Annotated in this window: 12 protein-coding genes and 2 pseudogenes; 2 read left to right on the top strand and 12 right to left on the bottom strand. The window is 43.9% G+C overall.

Annotation, left to right across the window (positions count from 1 at the left end; genetic code table 11):
• Positions 1-19: 19 nt before the first annotated feature.
• On the bottom strand, positions 20-3076 hold the full coding sequence (gene ebgA, locus EV207_RS08370) for a beta-galactosidase subunit alpha (protein WP_132745616.1): 3057 nt from the start codon (positions 3074-3076) through the stop codon (positions 20-22).
• Positions 3077-3269: 193 nt separating this feature from the next.
• On the opposite strand from ebgA, the gene EV207_RS08365 reads away from it, so the two are divergent.
• A complete protein-coding gene (locus EV207_RS08365) occupies positions 3270-4103 on the top strand; it encodes an AraC family transcriptional regulator (RefSeq protein WP_132745614.1) in 834 nt (277 codons plus the stop codon).
• Positions 4104-4128: 25 nt separating this feature from the next.
• Here EV207_RS08365 and EV207_RS08360 read toward each other — a convergent pair whose 3' ends face one another.
• Positions 4129-4488: a LysR family transcriptional regulator substrate-binding protein gene (locus tag EV207_RS08360; protein WP_132745612.1), complete on the bottom strand. Its 360-nt coding sequence runs from the start codon at positions 4486-4488 to the stop codon at positions 4129-4131.
• On the opposite strand from EV207_RS08360, the pseudogene EV207_RS08355 reads away from it, so the two are divergent.
• Positions 4488-4811: pseudogene (locus EV207_RS08355) on the top strand (sodium/glutamate symporter); the annotation flags it as partial. The gene EV207_RS08360 and the pseudogene EV207_RS08355 overlap by 1 nt on opposite strands.
• 85 nt (positions 4812-4896) lie before the next feature.
• On the opposite strand, the gene EV207_RS08350 reads toward EV207_RS08355, so the two are convergent.
• The 10 genes and pseudogenes from EV207_RS08350 to EV207_RS08300 form a co-directional block, all read right to left on the bottom strand.
• Positions 4897-5769, bottom strand: a complete 873-nt coding sequence (locus EV207_RS08350; RefSeq protein WP_132745608.1) for an MBL fold metallo-hydrolase — start codon at positions 5767-5769, stop codon at positions 4897-4899.
• 4 nt (positions 5770-5773) lie between these two features.
• The gene (nhaC, locus tag EV207_RS08345; RefSeq protein ID WP_132745606.1) at positions 5774-7216 is read right to left on the bottom strand and encodes a Na+/H+ antiporter NhaC; all 1443 of its coding nucleotides are present in this window, start codon (positions 7214-7216) and stop codon (positions 5774-5776) included.
• Positions 7217-7430: 214 nt separating this feature from the next.
• Positions 7431-8435 (bottom strand): D-cysteate sulfo-lyase, encoded by a 1005-nt coding sequence (gene cuyA, locus EV207_RS08340; protein ID WP_132745604.1) that lies wholly within the window; start codon positions 8433-8435, stop codon positions 7431-7433.
• Between the two features lie 198 nt (positions 8436-8633).
• Positions 8634-9812 (bottom strand): beta-aspartyl-peptidase, encoded by a 1179-nt coding sequence (iadA, locus tag EV207_RS08335; RefSeq protein WP_132745602.1) that lies wholly within the window; start codon positions 9810-9812, stop codon positions 8634-8636.
• 20 nt (positions 9813-9832) lie between these two features.
• Positions 9833-11281: a Na+/H+ antiporter NhaC gene (nhaC, locus tag EV207_RS08330; RefSeq protein ID WP_132745600.1), complete on the bottom strand. Its 1449-nt coding sequence runs from the start codon at positions 11279-11281 to the stop codon at positions 9833-9835.
• A gap of 191 nt (positions 11282-11472) precedes the next feature.
• Positions 11473-13557 carry a sigma-54 interaction domain-containing protein gene (locus EV207_RS08325; RefSeq protein WP_132745598.1) on the bottom strand — a complete coding sequence of 695 codons (2085 nt, stop codon included), beginning with the start codon at positions 13555-13557 and terminating at the stop codon, positions 11473-11475.
• Between the two features lie 180 nt (positions 13558-13737).
• The gene (locus EV207_RS08320; protein WP_132745596.1) at positions 13738-14697 is read right to left on the bottom strand and encodes an aminopeptidase; all 960 of its coding nucleotides are present in this window, start codon (positions 14695-14697) and stop codon (positions 13738-13740) included.
• 28 nt (positions 14698-14725) lie between these two features.
• Positions 14726-15327: pseudogene (locus EV207_RS08315) on the bottom strand (AroM family protein).
• Positions 15328-15419: 92 nt separating this feature from the next.
• A complete protein-coding gene (locus EV207_RS08305; RefSeq protein WP_132745590.1) occupies positions 15420-16688 on the bottom strand; it encodes a M20 family metallopeptidase in 1269 nt (422 codons plus the stop codon).
• 49 nt (positions 16689-16737) lie between these two features.
• Entirely contained in the window at positions 16738-18051 is a 1314-nt protein-coding gene (locus EV207_RS08300; RefSeq protein WP_132745588.1) for an MFS transporter, read from the bottom strand.
• Between the last annotated feature and the right edge of the window lie 22 nt (positions 18052-18073).

Here is an 18073-nt window from a genome sequence, read left to right as displayed (position 1 = left end):
TAGATTCATGTCTTGCCTTTTAATTTTCCCGGCCTAATGCCGCCAAAGAGTCATCCCCGAGACTTGCCATTTTCAGCCGAAAGCTCATCCGAAAATCCTCAAATTTACATCGATATCGATCTAACTGATCCTGTCCGCAAGAGTTGCTTCCTAAGCCATTTTGGCGGGCATCCAAGTGCCAGACAAGATAATCACGCTTGATAAGATCCTTTGTATGCCGGGCATTTTCCATATCTGTGTCTTCATATCGTGATGCACTAAAGTTAAGTGTGTCTTCCGCTTGACAAAGCAGTGCATCGTTCTTCTTATTTTGTAAGCCGATCCAGTCGCAAGCCATTCTGTTGCCATTTTCCTGCGGCTTAACATAATTCGTAAATAACTGGTCAATGCCCATTTGGAAAACGCCATGGTAGCTTGCTTCTCTAGAGTCTGGATAATTTTCACCAGGGCCTAAGCCGCGCCAAGCTGCTTTGTCAAAAGATTTATTAACATGCATCTCTACCCCAATTCTCGGAAGCATGGCCGGTGCCTTTTCTTTTTTCCCTGAAGCTGTCCCCAGGATCTCACAGTGGATCGTCCCGTCAGGCGAAACGCGATACTCATAGGCTGAGCTGTAATACCAACTGCTGTTAACAGTGCCGTTGTAGGTTCGGACCCGCCAAATGAAATCCTGATCCTTAAATGTGTAGTCAACCGACTGCACCAGCTCATGCCATAAATGCATAAAATGCGTTTCTTTATAATCACGAAGCAAATACATATCATTATCAATAGGGGCGCGCCAGAAATTAAGCCGCGGCCCCTGCTCAATCCAGACCTTGCCATCCCGCTCCACTGTCAAAAGCGTCCCTTTTACATCATCAAACATTATTTTGAAATCCTGGCCTTCTACAATAACCCTGTGATCGTCATGACTGACATTGATCGGTTTCTCACCTGTTTGAACTGCGCGTTTTTTCCGCGCTTCTTTATGCCACGTAAATGCCGCAGCTGCCAGCTCTTCGCCTTGATCTGCCCAAGCCGTTTTCTTCTTAAGACGATAGGAAAAGCGAAGATAGTAATGGGCCCCATCTTTCTTTTCAACATGAGGGTAAGAAATCTGTAAAACAGAAGATTCCCTTGCCGGAATATCCGGCAGCTTCACTTCTTTTTCTTCCAGCAAAACATCGTCTTCATAAAATGAGCATAAAAGCTTAAAGTGGCTCAAATCCAAAAAATCATAGTGATTTCTCAACCTGAACATCCCGGCAGCCATATCGACGCATTCTGTTTTTACCGGTTCAATCACTTTTTTATATTCTAATAAACTAGGAGAAGGCTGCCTGTTTGGCATTAACAGGCCGTCAATACAAAAGTTCCGGTTATTGGGTTCATCCCCGAAGTCGCCGCCATACTTGTAATACACCTCACCATTTTCGTCAACTGTTTCGACGCCATGGTCATACCATTCCCAAATAAAACCGCCTTGTAAATGGTCATGGGCGTAAAAGAGATCTTGGTATTCTTTTAGATTACCAGGCCCGTTGCCCATGGCGTGGCCATACTCACATAAAATATGCGGTTTTTTCGTGTTCGTAATCACGTGATCCATCGTCATCTTCGTCTCATCCTCTAGCCACGTATACATGGTGCTGAAGACATCCGAGACTTCCGCTTCACTATCGCCCTCATAATGGACAAGCCTGGTCGGATCCGTTTGTTTCGCGAATTCGGCCATCACCCGGAAATTGCAGCCAAAAGAGGATTCATTGCCAAGCGACCACATAATAATCGATGGATGGTTTTTATCTCTCATCATCATCCTCTTAAGTCTTGACACAAATGCCTTTTCCCAAAGCGGGTTATCAGAAATCCAGCCGTAATCTCCCGTCAATTCGAAACCGTGGCATTCCAGGTCCGCTTCATCAATCACATACATGCCGTATTCATCACATACATCATAGAAATAAGGGGCATTCGGATAATGTGCCGTTCTGATGGCATTGATATTATGCTGTTTCATAAGCCGGATATCTTGCTCAATTAATTCCCTAGTAACAACCCGTCCGGTCTTGGGATGATAATCATGCCGGTTCACACCTTTTAATTTGATCGCCACACCATTGACAAGGAACGTCCGCCCTTTAACTTCAATGGATCGAAACCCAACACGCTGCCGGATGACTTCCACGATATTGCCGTCCATTTTCACCGTCATATACAGGTCGTATAAAAATGGCGTTTCTGCTGACCATTTATAAGGCGACACAACCTTTTGAACGAGCGGCTGTTCTCCCGGCAGCTCTTTTTCAAAAATGGTCTTCCCATCCGGAGCCGTCAGTTCATAAAGAATCGTTTGGCCCTTCTTTTCTGTAAATAAAGGCGCTGCACTTAATGTCCCATCCTCCAGATCAGAGTCAAACAGTGTCTTGACTGTCACATCATAAAGTCCGGCATCAGGCCGATAATACAAGTCGACATCACGGAATATCCCGCTAAGCCACCACATATCCTGATCTTCTAAATAGGTTCCGTCAGACCATTGAAACACCCTTACTGTTAGTAAGTTTGAACCTGATTTGCAGTACTCTGTGACATCAAATTCCGATTGTATCCTCGCCCCTTTGCTGTAACCGACAAACGAATCATTTAAATAAACTTCGAATGCGGAGTCAACACCCTGAAAGCGGAGAATCATTTGACCGTTATCTTTTTTCTCATCCAGTACAAATTGCCTTCGATAAATGCCTGTTGGATTTTCAGTTGGAACATGCGGCGGAATAATCGGGAAGCTATACCACAAATCCGAGTAATGCATGTTTCCGTATCCTTGTCTCTGCCAGTTGCCAGGGACTTTAACCGTATCCCAAGCGGATGCGTCATAAGCCGTTTTATAAAAATCCTTGGGACTGTATTCAGGCGCCTCAAGAAATAAAAAACGCCAGTCGTCTCCATTTAAGTTCATGTAAAAATGGCTGCTCTCCTTGATCTGTTTTGCCGCTAGCTGTTTTGACGGGAAACTTAAATAATCCGCACGGGGCGAAAGTCTATTAATTTCGTCTATGCCGATATTTTCCCACCGTTTTAATTGATTCACCTTGATTACTCCCTTCTCCCCTATTTAGCAAATGTTGCGAAACCCGGTGCCTTTAATCCATTTACACCCAGGCAAATTATTTATACAATCATTGCATACGCCTTCATTATATTTTTCCTTATAAACTTAATCTATATCGTTTTGTTGCCCTTATTTGTCTTTATGTTGAATAATAGAAAAGGAGGGAATCTTAATGTTTGATACAGTCGGCACTTTTCAAACGGATGAGATAATCAGCGAAGAATTATTTGTCTATGAATGCGGATTTGAAGACGTAAAGCCGAGAGAACCCTACCAATATGAGCAAATCGATTATTATCTCATGCATTATATTTTGGAGGGGGAAGGCTTGTTTTTCATTCATGATGACGTTCATCATTTGCAAGCCGGGGATGGCTTTGTTATACCTCCTTACACTGACAACAATTATTACCCTATTGTCGGCAATCCATGGAGCTATAGATGGGTAGGGTTTAAGGGGACGCAATGCGAAAGGCTGCTTTCTTCCTGTGGACTCGGAAACGGCAGATATACGTTCCGTTATGATAAGGACGTGCAAATAGGCAATCTCATATCTTCAATTTTTACATATTGCAATAAAAACAAATTGTACGCCGCTCTTGGAGAGCTGTACCATGTCTTCAATATATTAATGACAGAACATGAAAACAGCTTGCGATACAAAACGAGTGAGGCGGAGCAATATGTGGCCAAAGCGCTTGATGTGATCCACAGCCAATACCAACATGCCGATTTGACCATTGAAGACATCTCCGCCCTTGTCAAAATCGAGCGCACCTATCTTTTTAAGCTTTTTAAACAATACATTACACTTGGCCCGAAACAATACCTTATTCAGCACCGATTGAATAAAGCTTGCGAGCTGCTGCGCAAAACCAGCTTTTCAATTAACGAAATAAGCCGACTTGTTGGTTTTAATACCCTTTCACATTTCTCTAAGACATTTGCAGCGCATAACAACATGTCCCCGATAAAATATCGGGAACAGTTTGTAAGGAGGAAATGAGTTTGAGGGGTCTGACCCCTCAATTTCACTTAAAAAAGTCGATGATGAGATCCATAAAATAATGAATCGCGGGAGGCAAATAACGGTCGGGCTGAAAAGCGATATAGACGGTCCTTTTTGGCGTGGGGTGTTTCAATCTGACTATATTTATTCCACTTGTATGGGAATATTTTAAATAGCTTTCAGGAATGATGGACATGCCAAGTCCCGCTTCCACTAAACTGCATGCGGTTTCCAGTCTTTCTATTTCATATTTTCCCTGAGGCTCAAATCCTGCTTCATGGCAGGCATCGAGGATATTTTGCCTAGTCTCATATCCCGGTTGGCTTAGAATAAGATTTTCTTCTTTTAATTCAGAAAGATGCATTGTTGTTCGATTTTTCAATGAGTATAGAACTATGGCAGATTGTCGATTTGGCTCTTCCTCTCTTAGTTATCGTATTCGTTCAAGTTATTTTCATAGTTTTGCTGGGGGTTTTTGTCGCCTTCCGTATTTTAGGTAAGGATTACGATGCAGCCGTTATGGTCGGCGGACTTTCCGGACACGGATTAGGGGCTACACCTAACGCTATGGCTAATATGGATGCCATAACGAAAAAATACGGTGAATCTAAGAAGGCCTTTTTGATTGTACCGATCGTCGGAGCATTCTTAATTGATAGCTTGGGTATTCCAATTATTATTGCTTTTATTAATATATTTAAATAGGACTTATGTTTTTAATAATTAAATCGATAAGGGGACAAAAAGAGTGAGTCTTTTTGTCCCCTGTTTATTTTTTAAAATCTATTTTTCACAAGGACAACGGAATCTCCATGCCTTCTTCGGCAACAAAAAAGCCCCTGCTTTTAATAATCTCCCTCACCTCACTATTTGGGTCAATAGCAGCATTCGTATGATTAAAGTGAGTGAAGTAAACCTTTGTTTTTCCATTAGAAGCAACCTCTTGAAGCAAATCCATCGTATGAGTCAGCAATGGATGCGGGACTTCTTTGTATGTCCTTCCCATTTTCTCAAGCTCTTGTTCCGAATAAAAGGTGCCGTCCAATAGACAGTAATCCATTTCTGCCGCAACATGTCTAATGTCCTGTTGCCAGACTTCCCAGCTATCAATATCAGGAATGTACAACAGTTTCTTATTGGTCCCCGAAATGATGAAGCCAAATGTATTAGAATATTCATTGCGGTGCGGGACTTCAAGCGGTGTGATTGTCACATGATCATCAATTTCAAAAGTTTCATTAGCTTGCATGGATTTGACCCGGATATTTTCCAAATCGATGAGTTGCTTCCAAGGTGCATGGGCGGAAAGAAATTTTTTCAGTGTGTCATCAGCGTATACCGGTAATCTCTTGGTCGAGATCGATTCCTTCCCTAAGAACATCAATCCTGTGTAATGGCCAATATGGGCGTGGGTCAATAATACACTATCCATTAAACCTAACTTGTGTTGACGTAAAGTTGCCATTTGCTCGCGCAAGTCCGGGGTCGCGTCAATAAGGTGCCATCGTTGTTTATTCGGGAGGATGACAGCCAATGCCGCCGCGAAACGTTTTAACTTCGGATTTTCATAGGTTGCAAGGCAATGGTCACAGGTACAATTCGCTTGAGGGACCCCGCCATCCTGTGCTGTCCCTAATACCTTTATAACCGCTTTTGCATTCATATCATCAACTCCTTAGGTTCTCCGCTTCCGTATCTGACACCTCAATATTAGAAGATGGCGATTCACTATTTGAGTATGTTTGTTTCGCAATTGAAAACCCGGTATAACCGTAAATAGCATTTATTATTGGTACAAGGAAAGCAAAAAAGATATACGGGATAAACTGATACGGCGAAACACCTAAGATCCCTGCGGCGAATACAGCGGGCACTCCCCAAGGCACAAGGTTAATTCCGACTGTACCCGCAGCTTCCACACAACGGGACAGATTTTTCGTGGCCAATCCCCGGTCCTTATAAGTCTGTGTAAACGAACGGGCTGATAGAATGACGGCTAAAAACTGTGACCCACTTGCAAACCCTACAATAAACGTTGACGCCAACGTTGATAAAATTAATGATCCCGTTCTCCTGACTTTTCCGATAAATATATCAGTCATTGCTTTAAAAGCACCCGTGCCTTCCAAAATACCGCCAAGGGCTGTTGCGACAATGATTAACCCAATCGTATTTAACATCGATGTGATGCCGCCGCGCCTCAGGAGTGCGTCAACGGTCTTTACACCGGTCTTCCCCGTATATCCGTTTGTTATCGCGGTGACGATCTCCGTTACCGTACTGCTTTGGAAAATCGCAGCCGCCACCGCTCCAAGAACGCTAATCAACATTAAAGAAGGGACCGCGGATAAACGTTTGATCATCACAACAATTGTAAATAAAGGGAGAACTAATAACAGAGGTTGGATATTAAAGGACGCATCCAAAGCCTTCATAACATCCTGTACATTTTGTATATTGGCGCTATCAAATGAAAATTGCATCCCGACTATCCAATATAAAATAAGTGATATAATAAAAGCGGGAATAGTGTCCCACATCATGTGCCGCACATGGCTAAACAAATCGGTATCCACCATCGCAGGTGCAACATTTGTTGTATCCGAAAGCGGTGATATTTTATCCCCAAGGTATGCCCCGGAAATGACCGCCCCTGCCACAAGAGCAGGCGGGAAACCCATACTTTGGCCAATCGCCATAAAAGCCAATCCCAATGTGGCAATTGAGGTAAAGGAACTGCCAAGTGATAGTGCCAGAATCCCTGTTGTCAAAGCAACTGCCGGGACAAACATGGACGGATGGATTAGAGCCAAGCCGTAATAAATCAGAGTTGGTATGACGCCGCTTAAGATCCACGTTCCGACTATCGTTCCAATAAGGAACAATATAAATATAGGTGTAAGGGCGCGATACACCCCTTGCATCAGAAACTTTTCAAGTTCGGTCCATTTATACCCCAATAAATAACCAAGAATTGCCGCTGCCAAAATTCCTGCTATTAAAGGCACGAACATCCCTACGTTCCAAACAAATATGGAAAACCCCGCTGTAATCATTAGAATCACTAACGGAATAATCGCCTGAAAAAAGCCCGGTTGTTTTGCCCTCATATCGTATTTCTCCCTTATTCTTAGTTAAATCATTTAAATCCAGTAAGTTTGCATACTATTAAAACGAGAAATGCAATTTTGATAATAATTAAACATTTTAGTTTAAATGAGGACTTTAGTCAATAAAAGCGGTAAAGAACATGGGTTTTTTCTATTTGATTATAGGATATGGCATTCAAATGGAGGGAATTATTTTATGAAAGCGGAACTTACTTCAGTTCTCTTCCGACAGCATTACGGAACTATATTCGTAGAGTGCAGGCGTGCCTCCCGTATGAATAAATAAAACATTTTCATTCCTTTTAAAATGGCCTTGGCGAACCAAGTCAATCAGACCAGCCATTGCTTTTCCCGTATAAACGGGATCCAGCAAAATACCTTCCGTCCGAGCGACAAGCTGGACGGCTTCCACCATTTCCGGCGTCGGTATCGCATATCCAGGGCCAACATAGTCTCCATAACAGCGGATTGCTTCCTTTGTGATGCCGTCGGTTCTAAGAAATGAAAAGGTTCTTTCCAGCAAGTCCCGAATCAGATGTTCCTGCTCTTCCCTATTGCGGCTAACGTTGATGCCAATCACATGATTTCCCCTGTCGCTCCCGCTAAAACCAGCTACCAGCCCGGCTTGTGTTCCGCCGCTGCCGCTTGGTGTAATAATATGATCAAAAGTGATGGCCATATCGCCTGACTGCCCGATGATTTCTTTGGCACAAGCAATGTAACCTAACGTGCCTGTCTCATTTGATCCCCCGACTGGAATCATATAACCTTTACGGCCTTCCCGTGCCAATTCCTCATTTAACTCCTGCATGTCCTCCGCCAGATCGTGACCTGCTGTTGTCACTTTAATTTTTTCGGCGCCCATTAGATGGTACAGCAAGTTATTCCCGCTCGCTTTTGGGTTATACAGGCTGTAATCGGTTTCCTCCAATACAAGCTGACATTTCAATCCTTCCCTTACCGCGGCAGCGAGTGTCAAGCGGCAATGATTCGATTGCACTCCCCCGCATGTTATTAATGTATCCGCCCCTTGTTCCAGGGCATCCGCTGCGAGAAATTCCAGCTTTCTTGTTTTGTTCCCTCCGGCAGTAAGGCCAAGCATATCATCGCGTTTCATAAAAATGTTAGGGCCGCCGAGCACTTTCGTGAGATTTTCGAGCTTTTCGATTGGCGTCTCGCTTAATGTATACTTTCTTTTTGGGTATTTTGTTAAATCCATGGTATCCACCTTCTATTTATGACTTAAAAATGAGCTTAATTTAGAATTCGACAGGAATAGCCAATGACCTTCTATTGGCCATCATACAGAATTCTGGTATTTTCATCTTTAGAAAAGTATCTTCTCGGTTTTTAGCATAACAAAACATATATCCATACAAAAAGGGCAACGCTCATGCGCTGACCTTTTTGTCCCTTTTCATATAAAAATATCACCTTCAAATGTCCCCTTAACAACGACGCGGCCGTCTTGCATCATGATTTGGCCTTTGGCGATGACGCCATCAATATCGAGGTTGTCGTTCAACATCACGAGATCGGCATCACAGCCCTTTGCAATCCGCCCTTTTTGCGGAAAGGCTCCGATTCGTTTGGCAACATTTGAAGTTATGGGCAGCAAAGCATCCGATAGATCCATGCCTTGTTTAACAAGGTTTTTAACGGTCAGCCATAAGGTATCTTGTTTTGCGATCCCTATTCCGGTAATTCGCCCATCGGCATCATACTTCGGAATGCTGCCGTTGCCATCTGAACTTAGCGTCACATGCTCAAGCGCCACCTTTTGATCGAGACATTCCAGCACCGCATCGCTCGGTTTAATCTCGTTATTAATATCTTGCCCCTCTGCAAATGAAGTAATATCAATATTCCCGCCTCTTTTAGTGAAATCAATAGCGCAATCGAACAAACCGCGATTTCTTGCCACATGTGTCGGAACAAATTGATGGATGGGGATGTCGCTGTTTTCAATGGCTTCTATAATTGGCGTCATATAACCTTTGCCATCACCCATATGAATGTGCACCATGCCAGGCTTCCCGCTTAACATCCCGCCGACTCTCGCTTCAGAAGCCAAATATGTTAGTTCGCGGCTCGAAATTTGGGAAGAACGGTGATCGGAAAGAGCGATTTTCACCCCAATGATTTTATCAATAAACATGATATCTCTTTTCACATGACCAGTAAGCGTCGGGCTTGGATAACCATAAGAACCGGTATGAATAAAGGTGGTAATCCCCTCGTCTTCCAGCCCTTTTGCCTTTGCAAGCAGCGATTCGATATGCCGTGCCGTGCCATCTGTTCCAAGCAAACCAACCACAGTTGTTATTCCTGACTTTATAATGTTGGACAGCATCACTTCCGGTGTACGGCTGGCAAAGCCTAGTTCGCCCCCGCCACCTATTAAGTGCACATGTTGGTCAATCAGTCCGGGGATCACCATTCTTCCATCAGCATCAATGATTTCAGGATTAGCCCAATGATCGGAAATCTCTATTTTCCCTTCAATCGCATAAATTTTGCCTTCTACAAGCAAAAGGTCCTTCAAACCTAAATAATCTGGCGCATAAACTTTTGCATTTTTTATCAGCTTTAACATCTCTATTCCTCCTGGTGCATCTATTGACTCATATCTTTTTGTTGTCCGGCTTTACTAGTTGAGACACTTTCTTCTTTTGCAATCCCGAAGCCCGTATAACCGTAAATAATGGCAAAAATAAAGCCAAGGTAACATAAGAACGCCCACGGTGCGTAGCTGAGTGTCGAGACGCCGAGCGTTCCCGCCATGTATACCGCTGCTTCTGACCAAGGAATAATCGGCACGACGACCGTTCCTGAGTCCTCTAGTGTTCGGGATAGGTTTTTGGCTTTTAGTTTCCTAGATTGATAGGTTTCTTTAAAAATTTCTCCTGGAATAATGATAGATAAATACGAGCTTCCTGTGACTAGAGCAGTTGTTATACAAGAGATGACAGTTGAAAGAACCAGTCCGCCTGTCTTCTTAACCACTTTCATCAGGTTTTCCAGCAAAACAGTTAAACAACCTGATTCACTAATAATACCGGCAAAGGCAAAGGCACAGAAGACGAGCAGTGTCACATCAATCATTGACTCAAGTCCACCGCGGTTAAGCAACGTCGCCACATCAGCAACAACACTGTCTGGATTATATCCTATTGTTTCCATCATAGAGACATTAAACCCGCTTACACCAGATGTGAAAATGGCTTTTAAAGAAAAACCCTGAACAAACTTAGCTAATATTCCTGCGACTATTGCGGATATGACAATCGTCGGCAGCGTCGGCTTTTTGCGAATCGATCCATAAAGGATAATCACTGGCGGCAATAATAGGAGCAGGTTCCAGTTGAACATGTCACTTAAAGATTGGAGCATGGCTGTTGTCTTTTCAGATGCCGCCTTTGCTCCTCCTGTTAAATGAAAGCCAAGAAAGAAATAGATGATCAGCGAAATAATCGTAGCGGGTATCGTCGTATACAACATATGTTTGACATGTTCATATAACTCACTGCCAGCTGCAACAGGGGCCAAGTTGGTCGTGTCCGATAATGGGGAAAGTTTGTCACCAAAATAAGCCCCGCTGACAACGGCCCCGGCGGTTACCGCGACAGGTGCATCCAGTCCTTGCGCGATCCCAACCAAAGCAATGCCGACTGTCCCGGCTGCCCCCCACGACGTCCCAGTAATAATAGAAACGATGGCGGTAACGATGAATGCGATCACGATTACATAACTAGGATCAATGATTTTCAAACCGTAATATATAATCATTGGAATCGTGCCGGATGCCATCCACGTACCAATCAACAGACCGATTGAGATCAGAATAAGCATGGCAGGCATCGATGTATCAAGCTTTTTCCGGATCCCGGCCAGCATCTCCTCCCACGTCAAACCGACACGCAGGCCGATTATTCCCGCACAAAATGCGGCAAGGATTAACAATGGCTCAGGACTAAGTTTTAAATAGCCATAACCAAATGCAAGTAAAAAGATCATGATCGCAATCGGCAATATGGCTTCAAGCAGTGTAGGCTTTCTTTTCATTGATCGTCTCCTCCCAAGTGTTAAGGTTGTTACGGATTATTCCGCAAATTCTATTTACTCTTAATAAGCAAGTTCCATGCCAACTAATTAACTATGAATCGTCCGCTTACAGCCATGTTTCAGGGTCACCTGGTTCACCCTTTTTTGGCTAAATAGGTTCACCCATTTAAAAAGGTGAACCCATCCACATATTAGATATCACTTTTTTTATTACAAAGGTTTAGAAAATCTTTTCCCTTTTGGCTTATTGACGTTCCTTTCCGACCGCGGTGAACTGAAATCGCTCCTACATCACGAAGCAGTTCAAGCCTGTACCTTAATTGTTGCTCCGTGAGGCAAATGCCAAGCTGATGCAAATCTTGCAAAATAGCGTTCCTCCCTGACTGCGTGCGGGGATTTTCGGATAAAACCCGTAAAATCATCAGCATCTCCTTTAGGAACCCCTTTTCTTTAAAGTCATCGAGCAAGTCTACAAAGTTTTGATTGTCCTCCCTCTTGATGTTGATAAATCGTTGTTGTTTTGATAAAAAGGGCAGGTGTTCTTTGAAAACTGTACCTTCGCATACATGCATGAGATATTCAGCGACATTGCGAAGTTCCCTGATATTCCCCGGCCAGTGATACTCTTTTAAAGCTGTAAAGGCATCGTCTGAAAAGTTCAGGGGGGATTTCACCATTTCCCTTGCTATTTCCGCAGTTAAATGCCGTACCAATAGAGGGATATCTTCTGGTCTGTCCCTTAGAGGGGGAACATAAATAGGCAAGACATTAAGCCGATAAAAAAGGTCTTTTCTGAATGTCCCACACTCTATCATTTCTTCGAGGTTTTTGTTTGTAGCAGCAACGATCCTTAGATCAAGCGGGATAACCTGCTCCCCGCCAACCCGCATAATTTCTTTTTCTTGCAAAACACGGAGCAGACGATTTTGAAGAGCAGGCGCGGCATCCCCAATTTCATCAAGAAAAAGGGTGCCTCTATGGGCCTGTTCAAATAAACCGCTCCGGCCGTTTTTACTGGCACCTGTAAAAGCGCCTTTTTCATAACCGAACAATTCACTTTCAAGCAGGGATTCGGAGAAAGCTGCAAAATTCACACCAACAAAAGGATAATACGAGCGCGGTGACGCATTGTGGACAGCTTGTGCAAGGATTTCCTTTCCAGTCCCTGTTTCACCAAGAATTAGGATTGTCCCATTGCTTTGCGCTAATTTTTTCCCCACTTTAATCGTTTCAAGAATCGATTCATTTCTGGTTATAATGTCTTCAAAGCTATATTTAGCTATAAAATTTTTGCTTTTCGTTTGATTGCGGTATTGATGTTCGATTTGCTGGATTTCATTTGCTTTGCGAAACAAAATAACAGTGCCAAAAAAGTCTCCATCAACAACTATCTCCTTTTTCCGAATGTAATACGTGATTTGATCGACGTCCTTAAAAAAATCATAGTCGTCTTTAATTGATGAGATGGCTTTAGAAAATGATGAATGAATGCTGCTTGTCATTGGTTTTCCAAGAACGTCACTTCCGTCCAAGTTAAGGATATCAGTCGCTTTTTGATTTATAACGTTGATAAGACCATCCTTAGTTAACAGCAGCATTGCATCGTCAGAATAATCTACAACTTGCTTGAGACTATTCCTAAGCAGCTTGGTCTGTAAAATTTCCTGGCTAAGTTGATCTGTAACGTGCAGCAATGATTGCATGTAACGTGCAGATAATTGCCGAAAAGCCGCGTTTGGCATGTTAAAATGGGTGAAGACTTCCATAATTGATGAAATATCAATGATCCTTGAACCAACATCAATCGTTCTCTCAACCGAAGGAGGCGTCAATTCCGATTCACCAGGTGTAATGGCGACTCTTACGGCCTGATCGTATCTTGCATTGGGGTAAAAAGGCTTGAAATCAAGGTCGATGCCGGCCTCCTTTAAAATCAATACCGTTTCCTCTGCCGCTTCCTTTATATCACTTACAAGCAAAACTTTTGACCCTTTAGGAAGTTCAAGCAGCTGTCTGATTTTAGCAAAATTAATTGTCCGATCCGCGATAATATAAGATGTATCCTGAGATAAATAAGGTTTGGCCATAGTGAATACAATCCGGCTTGAAATGAGAACGAGCGTATCTTCCCCTATTGTTGAATGAAACAGTTCATCCACAGTACGCGCTTCTATTTCAAAGTATTCATAAAGTTTAAGTTCACGAAGTTGACCGATCATCGTTTTTAATGTGTTTCGTTGATAACTGACAACTAGAATTGTCCCATAGGTTTTCACAAGCTTCCCCTCCAAATTACCTGAGGCACATAATAAAATAGTGATTAGATCAACTATAATTGAACCATTCAAATATTCCAAATTCCAAATTCAGGGTTTTACTAAAGCTCATACAAAGCCGCGAAAGGACAGCAGCCCCCTTGTATTTTCACAGGGGGGCTGACCTTTTTTATTTTATTTTCATACCAAGACGTCTCCTTCTTTGACAACAACCTGATCATCAATCCGAAGTTCCGGCCGCAAGGTGACGCAATCGATATGAACGCCGGCATCCACAGTGCCGCCGAAGGTGATATTCGTGCCAAACGCAATGTGTATTGTTCCATAGATTTTTTCATCTTCAAGAATATTGCCGGTGACTCTGGCGTTATGATTCGCTCCGATACCAAGTTCTCCGACTTCGCGGCCCGCACCATTTCCCAGCATGTCAAGCAGCCTCGCTCCTTGGTCACTGCTCGCCTCAATTAACCGGCCTTCTTTGATGGTCAACAAAACGGATTCCACCAGTTTGCCTATACCGGAAATCGACGCGTCGATCAAGATTTGACCATTGGCGGAACCTTCAACCGGTGCCAAAAAGCTTTCACCGGACGGAAGATTCCCTGAATCACCTTTGCTGGGAAAAACACCGGTACTGTCAACACTTCTCCTGCCATTAATGTTCATGGTTAATTGATGACGCCTGTCCTTTCCGGTGAAAATTGTCACCGTTTTTCCTCGATTGAGACGTTCTGATACAGCATGACAAAGCTTCTTCACTTTATCATAATCGGCAGTTAAGGCACCCTCTGTCAACATGTCCATAGTAACGCCGGGCATGGTGGCTACTCTCGCTCCTTCTTTGCTTGCCGCTTTACGGGCTTTGGTATGTGTCAGTGAGTGCTCAGTAATACAGAGAACAATATCTGCCCATTTCATAGCTTCCGCTACTGACTTGGGAGGCTCTTCACCCGATTTTCCTCTCGGTTTCATCACCATCATTTGGGTGTCATTCCCAAAAGATAGGCCTGCTTCGAAAAAGATTTGGGCAATATCTGTTCGTGTCGTATCCGTAATGATTAAAACTGTTTCATCTGATTGCAATAGGAGATTCGTTTGATAGATTTGTTTGGCTTTGCCGACCAGATCCTGGCCTTTCATAAAGCATTCTCCTTTCTTACTCCGATTTTCACGAAAGTTCATCCGCAACTTTCGCTACAAGGCTGCGCGACAGGATCACGGGCAATCCGCTCGCATTGCGAACGATGGCTTGGTGCTCCACCGTGTATCCCATACAATCTAATACGATTATATCTGCGCCTTTCATCTTCAATTCCCATGCCGGATCGCGAAAATCATCTGACGCATAGGGTGAGGCTGAAGCATAAAGAACATCCAATCCGAAACCTTGCCATTTTTCCTTTAACCATTGGATTTGTTCCGCCAACGGCACAATGACACCAAGTGTCCCTTTCCATAAAACACCTTGAACGACAGAGGCCAAAATTTTATCCGGAAAAATGATGGGCCTATTATGTTTAAAAGACGGAAAATTCCCGGTACACGCTAGAATTGTCGACGAAACGCCCCTTTTCTCCAAGCATTCAATCTTTTCCTGCAGCTTAGGCAACAGAGCTTGTTTGGATAACCTGATGAGCGCCCGTCTTTCAAACGGGAAATATACACCGCGCCACCCGGAGATGGAGCAAAATCCTGGAGTTCCTTTTCCGACAAACCATCGATCGCTCCCATCTCGACCAATTCGACATGCTCTCCTAGAATCAATTTCATCTCAGGTGTCATGTCGACCCGAGGTGACTGACCAATCGTTAACAACCCGATTGTTTGTTTCACCTTACCTTCGCCCCTCCCATTTTCGACCTTTACTCAGATGCCGATTCAAAAAGAAAATCAATGGCAGTTAATGCATAAACTTTTGCACAGCGAATGATATCTTCCACTTTAACACGTTCATTAAAGCCATGAATGGTCGGCAAATATGCTGGGCCGTATTGCAACACTGGAATGTCATAGTCTCTAAAATGGCGTGCGTCACTGCTTGCCCATTGCATGACACCGTATGCTTCTTCGCCGGTCACATCAGCAATGGTATTGACGACAGACTGGCAAATTGGATCTTCAGGACTTGTAAAATTAGCTATGCTCTGGAAACCAAACGGTCGAAGGTCATAATCAAGGTCCAAATCATTCAATTCTTGTTGAACATATTGCAAGATATCATTTGGCGTAATGCCGAACGGCAGTCGGCAATCGACCTCGATCGTACATTGATCAGGCACGACATTCGACTTTGTTCCGCCCTGGATCGTTCCAATGTTAACCGTAACATGCTCGACGACTTCTTCATAATTCTTGGTGTCAGCCATGTATTTCTTTGTAATAGCTGTGATCGGCTTCACTTCTTCAGGAATATGAACGTCTATATCCCATATGCTTTGAAGGCGTTCAATAGCCTGAACCATTTGGGTGATGGCATTAACGCCTGACAACGGTGCCAGACTGCCATGTCCTGGTGCACCTTTAACAGTCAATTCAAACCAACATGCCCCTTTTTGTCCCAATGTCGGGTTCAAAGGTGTTGACGGTTCGGCGATCAAACAACCGTCACCCTTAACAAGCCCGCGCTCAAGCAGCCAAGGCACTCCCAAGTCTCCGCCTGTTTCCTCATCAGGCACGATCGCCAGAACCAACTTGCCTGGCAGCTCGATACCTAATCGATTTAAAAGTGCTGCAGCAAAAAGAATACCTGCCAAACCGCCTTTCATATCGCTGGCTCCGCGGCCGAGCATCCATCCGTCCTTGACCTCTCCCGAAAAAGGATCAAAATCCCATTTCGTTCGGTCACCGGCAGGAACAACATCGGTATGGCCGCAATAGACAAGTGTTTTTCCCTCTTCACTACCCGTTTCGGCAGCCAGGTTCCACATCTTATCGCCAGCTTCATGCCAGACAGCTTCCATTCCGTTTTTTGAAAGGTAGTCATGGATCATCCGATTAATCGGCCCCGAATCACCAGGCGGGTTTTCACTTGGAAACTGAATCAGCTCAGAGCAGAGATTAATCAGTTCAGATTGATGTTCTTCAACGGCAGCCAATACTTGCCGTTTTATGGCCTCCCTTGATTGATGCATTTGCAAAACCTTCTTTCTCTTGACTAATATGGCCAGGCTCTTCCTTTGATTAACCTGCCTTTGTTCCTTTAAGACCAATATTTTTCGAGATCGCTTTTTGGAATCCCTGCTGTGTCTCAGGCAGGGAAAGTGAACAAACAGCTGTCAATGCCGCCCCGAAGATAAGGAATCCAAAACCTACCTCATACGAAAAGGCTTGAACCAATGCCCCAATAATCATTGGCGTGATGATTCCCGAGACTTGACCGCCGAAACTGACCATCGAATTACCTACACCCGCAACAGCTGAAGACAACATTCGCATCGGCATGCCAAAGATCGGCATAAAGCATAACGTGGAACAAAAGATGCCAAGCGATTCAAAGACGACGAACTGCGTAACGGTATCAGCACTTAACATAAAGAACAGGAAGATAGCCGTGATCACTGACAATGGCACGATCATCCGGCGGTGATGACGATGAAAGTACCGATCAAATAACCATCCGCCGAGAATCGTAGCGAAAATAGCGATTAAACTTGGGATAGACGAGAGAACACCCGTCGCCGCTAAACTCACATGCTTTTCTTTAATGAGATATGTGGGCATCCAAGTGACGATGCCTAATTGGACAATGTTATAGCCCATAAACATGAAAAAGAAACGCCACATTGTCCAACTCTTAAGCAAATCCCGATTGCTGACTTGAATCCCCAAATCTTCAACTTTATGATTGGAAACTCCTCCATCGTTTGTCTCTTCTTGCGACCCTTCTGTTTCCCCATGGGAAGCTTCTTCAGCCGTCAGCTTCCTCGGCAGGAACATGACAAGTGCGAGAGACATTAAAACACCAAGGACAGCAAAGGCCAGAAATGTATGCTGCCAGCCGATCCATACTATAATCGGCGCGCCAACCAAAGTGCCCAATGCCCCGCCCAATTGATTTGAAGACATTGTAAAGCCTTGCACCGTCATCCGTTTCTTTCTTGTCGTCCGTTCAGCGATAGCCTTATAGGAAGCCGCTGGGAAAATACCTTCAGCGACCCCAAACAAAAGGCGGGCGGCCAGCAGTGTGACATAACTGAATGCTAATCCTGTAGCTGCTGTGAATACTGACCAGCCTACCATACCAATAGCCATGATTTTCTTGGCACCAAATTTATCTGCTAAAAAGCCTCCGGGAATCTGCATTAGGGCATAGGAAAAGTAGAACGTGCTTAACACCAAACCTTGTTGAAAGGCACTGAGGCCAAAATCATCGCTGATGGAGGGAAGTGCAATCGTGATCAAGAATCGATCAATGTAATCAACCAGCCATGCGGTAAACAATATAACAACTGTCGTTATTGTTATTTTCCTGATTTTCTTATGCGTTGCATTCATCTAATCACCCCGTCAATCGATT

This window comes from Scopulibacillus darangshiensis (genome assembly GCF_004341035.1).
GTDB classification, from domain to species: Bacteria; Bacillota; Bacilli; order Bacillales; family Sporolactobacillaceae; genus Scopulibacillus; species Scopulibacillus darangshiensis.
Note: the sequence above shows the minus strand (reverse complement) of the source record. Positions and strands in the feature narration are given on the sequence as shown.

Bases quoted from the DNA above. Each gene is read 5' to 3' on its own strand.
- EV207_RS08365 (WP_132745614.1), top strand. From the start codon at position 3,270: ATGTTTGATACAGTCGGCACTTTTCAAACGGATGAGATAATCAGCGAA.
- EV207_RS08350 (WP_132745608.1), bottom strand. From the start codon at position 5,769: ATGAATGCAAAAGCGGTTATAAAGGTATTAGGGACAGCACAGGATGGC.
- nhaC (WP_132745606.1), bottom strand. From the start codon at position 7,216: ATGAGGGCAAAACAACCGGGCTTTTTTCAGGCGATTATTCCGTTAGTG.
- cuyA (WP_132745604.1), bottom strand. From the start codon at position 8,435: ATGGATTTAACAAAATACCCAAAAAGAAAGTATACATTAAGCGAGACG.
- iadA (WP_132745602.1), bottom strand. From the start codon at position 9,812: ATGTTAAAGCTGATAAAAAATGCAAAAGTTTATGCGCCAGATTATTTA.
- nhaC (WP_132745600.1), bottom strand. From the start codon at position 11,281: ATGAAAAGAAAGCCTACACTGCTTGAAGCCATATTGCCGATTGCGATC.
- EV207_RS08320 (WP_132745596.1), bottom strand. From the start codon at position 14,697: ATGAAAGGCCAGGATCTGGTCGGCAAAGCCAAACAAATCTATCAAACG.
- EV207_RS08305 (WP_132745590.1), bottom strand. From the start codon at position 16,688: ATGCATCAATCAAGGGAGGCCATAAAACGGCAAGTATTGGCTGCCGTT.
- EV207_RS08300 (WP_132745588.1), bottom strand. From the start codon at position 18,051: ATGAATGCAACGCATAAGAAAATCAGGAAAATAACAATAACGACAGTT.